Annotated in this window: 3 protein-coding genes; all 3 read right to left on the bottom strand. The window is 52.7% G+C overall.

The features are described from left to right. On the bottom strand, window positions 1-2,920 hold a 2,920-nt coding region (locus C8R30_RS15280; protein WP_107790523.1), incomplete at its 3' end, for an efflux RND transporter permease subunit. A 1-nt stretch (window position 2,921) separates the two neighbouring features. Next, window positions 2,922-4,508: an efflux RND transporter periplasmic adaptor subunit gene (locus C8R30_RS15275; protein WP_107790522.1), complete on the bottom strand. Its 1,587-nt coding sequence runs from the start codon at window positions 4,506-4,508 to the stop codon at window positions 2,922-2,924. A gap of 12 nt (window positions 4,509-4,520) precedes the next feature. Further along, on the bottom strand, window positions 4,521-5,906 hold the full coding sequence (locus tag C8R30_RS15270) for a TolC family protein (RefSeq protein ID WP_258192079.1): 1,386 nt from the start codon (window positions 5,904-5,906) through the stop codon (window positions 4,521-4,523). Between the last annotated feature and the right edge of the window lie 123 nt (window positions 5,907-6,029).

Here is a 6,029-nt window from a genome sequence, read left to right as displayed (position 1 = left end):
TTACTGCGCCTTGTGCCACAGCGGTATACAGATCGTTCACCGTGACTTTTTCACCCGCTGCATGACGTTTTGCCACAATAGCTTTGAATGCCTGGTCGAGAAATTCCAGCATCACCATGCCGGTTTCCGCTGCAATCCCAACCAAGCCAATGAAGCCCACTGCTACTGCGACACTCATATTGTAGCCAAGCCAATACATCAGCCAGATACCACCAACTACAGAAAAAGGCACTGATAGCATCACGATCAAGGTTTCGGTCAGGCGGTTGAAATTCAAATAGATCAGTACAAATACGATTAAAAGTGTCAGCGGTACCACCACTTGCAATTTCTCGGTGGCGCGCTGCATGTACTCGAACTGGCCGCTCCAAGCAATATAGTAGCCGGGTGGAAACTGCACTTGTTCAAGGACGGCCTGCTGCGCATCTGCGATATAGCCGCCAATATCACGCTCACGGATATCAATGAAAATATATGCGGACAACAGCGCATTCTCGGTACGGATAGCCGGTGCACCCTGCACCAGTTTGATTTGCGCGAGCTGACCGAGGGGAATCATCGCCCCTCCCATGGTGGGAACCAGTACCTGCGTAGCAATCGCTTGCGGGTCGCTGCGTAGTTCGCGCGGATAGCGCACGGTTACCCCATAGCGCTCGCGTCCTTCCACGGTGGTGGTGACGGTTTCCGCGCCCAGTGCTGCCGAAATGACTTCCAGCAAATCACCAACCGCCAACCCATAGCGAGCGAGCGCCATGCGATCGGGTTCGATATCGAGGTAATAGCCGCCAGTGGTTCGTTCCGCATAAACACTGGTGGTACCGGGCACGGTTTTGATGACCATCTCGATCTGTTTGCCTAATTTTTCTATTTCATTCAGATCGTTGCCGAATACCTTAATGCCGACTGGTGTGCGAATGCCAGTGGCGAGCATGTCAGTCCTGTTCTTGATCGGCATGGTCCAGGCGTTACTGAAACCGGGTATTTGTAACGACTGATCCAACTCGGCAATCAGTTTGTCGATGGTCATCCCTGGGCGCCACTCGCTTTCCGGTTTCAGGTTGATGATCGTTTCGGTCATTTCCAGTGGTGCAGGGTCGGTAGCGGTATTGGCGCGCCCGGCTTTGCCGAATACCGAGGCTACCTCCGGAAAGCTCTTGATGATTTTGTCCTGGGTTTGTAGGGTTTCTGCGGCTTTGGTGACCGAAATACCCGGCAAGGTGACGGGCATATAAAGCAACGTACCTTCATTGAGTGGCGGCATGAATTCGGTGCCGAGTCTGAGAGCCGGATAAACGGTCAACCCCAATACCGCAATAGCCACCACCAGAATACTTTTTTTCCATTGGATCACCCAAGGGATGATTGGCCGGTAAAGCCGAATCATAAGCCGACCCAACAGATTGTCTTGCTCCCGCGGAATGCGACCACGGAGCAGTAACAACATCAGCGCGGGCACCAGCGTAATGGAAAGCAGTGCAGCGCCCGCCATGGCAAATGTCTTGGTTAAAGCAAGCGGCTGAAACAGACGCCCTTCCTGGTCTTCGAGCGTAAAAATCGGCAGAAACGATACCGTAATGATCAGCAAGCTGAAAAACAGCGTCGGGCCGACTTCCTGACAGGCTGCAATAATGGCATCCATCCGCGTTGCGGCAGATGCATGCGGATCAAGGCGCGCAAGATGCTTATGCGCATTCTCCACCATGACGATAGCCGCGTCGGTCATCTCGGCAATGGCCAGAGCGATGCCTGCCAGACTCATGATGTTGGAATTGATACCCAGATGAAACATGACAATGAAGGCGATCAACACGCCGATTGGTAGCATGATGATGGCCACCAAGGCGCTGCGCACATGCATGAGGAAAACCGCACAGACCAGTGCGACGATAATCACTTGCTCGATCAATACTTCGCTCAGTGTTTCAATGGCGCGCTCAATTAGCTCAGAGCGGTCATAAACAGGTTGAATCTCAACGCGAGCGGGTAATCCAGGTTTGAGTTCATCGATTTTGGCCTCGATATTTCGGATGACATCGAGCGCATTCTCACCATAACGCGCAACGACAATCCCAGAAACGGCTTCGCCTTCACCATTAAGTTCGGTGATGCCCCGGCGCTCAGTGGGTGCTAGCTCAACGCGGGCGACATCACGCAGCAACACCGGCTTGCCCTCATGTGCCTTTACTACTAGATACTCGAGGTCGCTGATACCGCGTAGATAACCTTTGCCGCGCACCATGTACTCGGTTTCTGTAAGCTCGATCACCCGTCCGCCCACATCGCGGTTACTCTGAGCGACCACATCGATCACCGTTTTGAGGGAGATGCCATAGGCTTGTAAGCGCCGTGGATCGACCGTAATCTGATAGGTTTTTTCGAACCCGCCAACGCTGGCTACTTCTGAGACGCCCTCCGCCACGACCAATTGATAGCGCAAGAACCAGTCCTGAAGGCTACGCAGCTCATCCAGCGTATGCTCTTCAGCGGTAACGGCATATTGATAGACCCAGCCTACCCCGGTCGCGTCGGGGCCGAGTGCAGGCCTAACATTTTGTGGCAATTTGTTGGCGGCAAAGCTCAGGTATTCCAGCACACGGGAACGCGCCCAGTAGATATCGGTGCCATCTTCAAAAATGACATAGATAAACGATACGCCAAAAGCCGACAAACCACGCACTACTTTTGATTTAGGCACACTCAGCATGGCGGTAGAGAGCGGGTAAGTAATTTGATCTTCCACTACCTGCGGTGCTTGGCCGGGGTACTCGGTATAGATGATGACCTGGACATCGGATAAATCGGGAATCGCATCGACCGGTGTTTTCCACACTGCATAAACACCCCAGGCAACGATAGAGAACGTCGCCAGTAATACCAGAAAAACATGGCGCACCGACCACTCGATGATTTTGCCAACCATTTCACTGTCCCCCTTGTTTGCTGCCAGCTGCATTACCACCCAAGGGCTGGATATGGATGATGACATACTCACCGGCTGCTTCTTCGGTGATTTCGAAGGCAACCTGCTGGCCAGGCCTCAATGAACGAAGCCAAGCCGGATCGGCAAGACGAAAATCCATCAGCATGGCAGGCCACTTGAGGCTGGCGATCGGGCCATGCGCCAGCGTGACGGTGGCATGAGCAAAATCAATTGCTTCGATACTGCCTTCGCCTTGATGCCTGTGTGACGGCATGCCTTCGTTGACTATAGCAGCTTCCGGATGGGGTTTTTCTTCCGCTGCCAACGGATGGCTGTCATGACCAAAGCCGCTCAGTGCAGCCTGGAGATTACTTTCTGCATCGATCAGGAAATTGGCCTTGACTACCACGGCTTCACCTGCTTCCAACCCTCCCAGCACCTCCACGTAGCCATCGGCATGCATGCCTAGTTTGACGGTTCTGGGCTCAAAGCGACCTTCGCCCACATCGACTAGCACCAGCCGCCTCGTACCGGTATCGAGCACGGCCGAATCTGGGATGGTGAGCACTTTGTCGTCCGTATGAAAAGAAGCAAATTCCACACGCGCGTACATAGCGGGCTTAAGCAGACCCTGATCGTTGGGTAGCTCGATGCGCACGATGGCGGTACGGGTTTCAGGGGTGATCATCGGATAAATAAAAGCAACTTCACCGTTGAAAACCTTGGCCGGATAAGCATCGACCCGGATGGTCGCTTTCTGTCCAGGATGAATCATGGCGAGATCCTGTTCGAACACGTCGGCCAACACCCAGACGCTGGATAAGTCGGCAATTTGATAAAGCACTTCTCCCGGCGCAAAGCGTTTGCCCTCGACCGACGGTTTTTCCAGCACGACGCCATTTGCTTTAGAACGCAACGTAACGTATTGCCTGGCTGTGCCTTCGCGTTGCAGCCGCTGCAGTTCAATCTCCGAGATATCCCAATTGCGCAGCCGTTGCAGGGCACTCTCCACCAGCCTTTGCATCTCAAGCTGGACATCGCGATCGCTTTCGGAAACCAGGTGCAAGCCTTTCATGGCGATGAGATATTCATGTTGCGCCGCAATCAGCTCGGGGCTGTAGACCTCCATCAACGCTTGCCCCTTTTTTACGGTCTGGCCAGTGGTATTGACGTAGAGCCGATGAATCCATCCTTCGAATTTGGTTACTAACGTATACAGTTTTTGTTCGTCCGCTTGGATCGTGGCAACCGCCCTGACGGTACGAACAAGCTGGCGGAGGGCGGCTGCTTCCGTTCGCACGCCGAGCTTCTGGATTTTTTCGGTACTGATCTTTATTGCGGGACTATCAGACGGCGGTTCTTCCCCTTCATAAACGGGGATATAGTCCATACCCATCGGATCTTTCTTGGGGACAGGAGAAGTATCTGGCAACCCCATCGGATTGCGGTAATAAAGGATCTTTCTTTCTTGAGTTGCAGTGGGCACATTGGCCGTCTGGTCCACTTGCTTGCTGCCCCACCAATACCCGATAGTGAGTGAAAATGCGACCAGCATGACAGCCATGATTATTTTAGCAAAGGACCGCATAATGATCTCCTGTTAGCGTAGGTGTGCAAATTCATCGGGGGATTTGCCGATGAGCAGATCGATTTCCGCGAGCGCCTTGTGATAATTGGCGATTGCTGTGATCAAACTGATTTCGTAGTTGAATACGGTCATTTGGCTATCAAGCAGGGTGAGAAAATCGACCCGGTTGACTTTATAAGCAGCCTGTGCCGACTCAACCGATAGTCTGGCTTGCGGCAGAATGGCTGTTCGATACAGCCTGGCTGATTTGAAATTTTGTTCGGCTGTTGCCACTTGCTGACGCAGTTTTGCGGCGATCTCATTACTTTGAGCCTGATATAAATCCAATGCTTGTTGGTGCATTGCAAGAGATTCTGCGATGCGCGGTTCGATTTTGTTGGCGCGCCATACCGGTAGATTGATTGCTACGGTCATCGTGACCATGTCGGGGCGCTGACTACCGTCCAGCATGCTGTCACGTTGCCCATACGATAGGCGCACATCGAAGTCGGGGTAATAGTCTTTGCGTGCCAGTTCCAGCGTTTTTTGATTGCGCGCGACAAGGCTCTGCAGTGCTAATAGCTGCGGCCGCTGTGCAAAGGCCGTCTCACGAAGTGAATCTAAATTTAACGATACTTCCTGCATGGGATGTATCGTTGGGTTTAGACTTCCCCCACCGTAATGGCGTCCTAGCACACGAATGAGCTCTGCTTCGATTACAGGCCGTTCGCGTGCCAATCGAAGAAGCTCATCCTGCATCCTGGAAACCTGCGTTTGAGCCTTGAAAGCATCGGCCTGGGCACCCATTCCTGCCTGATAGTGATCCACAGCCAAATGGGTGAAATCTTCCAGAATCAACTTGTTTTTCTCGACCAGCTTGGTCATTTCTAGGGTCAACCCCAGGTCTAAATAAGCAACCTTCAGATCGCGGACGATACGATTCACCGTTTCCTGATAGCCATGGTCGATTGCTTGCGCATCTCTACTCGCAACCTCTTTGCGTAAACCGCGTTTCCCCGGAAAGGGGAAACGCTGGGATAGACCAATCATTTTCATGGTCATGTCGTCGCGGTTGAATGGTGAGGAGGCAAGGGGCGCATTGACTACACCGGCTTCCAGCATCGGATCGTCCAGTGCTTCTGCAGGGGATATTCTCTGCTGCGCTGCTTCGCGTTCCCGCAAAGCAGCCTGAATTTCCGGATTGTTTTGCAAAACCTCGCTAATCAGCGTAGCCAGTGGCGTTACCTGCTGGCCTTCGGTGAGGAGCCTATCTTGCTGTCCTATCCGCGGATGAGCATGGTTAGCAGTCTCTGCCCGCAAATTGAGTGGCATCAGCAATCCTAGCAGCCATACCGCAGTCACTCCTTTTCTGATGATGGCGAATACTTGGCTAGCGCTTTCTGGAAATGAAACAATCATTTCATGCTTCCTCCTTTATTGGCCGCCACCTATCGGTCAGACTGGATATGGGTAATGACATAATCACCATTTGCCTGAATGAAGGTAAAAGTCACAACATCGCCTACCTTGATTCCCTGCAGG

The sequence above is a fragment of the Nitrosomonas nitrosa genome (assembly GCF_003051105.1).
GTDB lineage: Bacteria > Pseudomonadota > Gammaproteobacteria > Burkholderiales > Nitrosomonadaceae > Nitrosomonas > Nitrosomonas nitrosa.
Note: the sequence above shows the minus strand (reverse complement) of the source record. Positions and strands in the feature narration are given on the sequence as shown.

Excerpts from the sequence above, each read along its gene's own strand:
- C8R30_RS15275 (WP_107790522.1), bottom strand. The coding sequence starts at position 4,508 with ATGCGGTCCTTTGCTAAAATAATCATGGCTGTCATGCTGGTCGCATTT.
- C8R30_RS15270 (WP_258192079.1), bottom strand. The coding sequence starts at position 5,906 with ATGATTGTTTCATTTCCAGAAAGCGCTAGCCAAGTATTCGCCATCATC.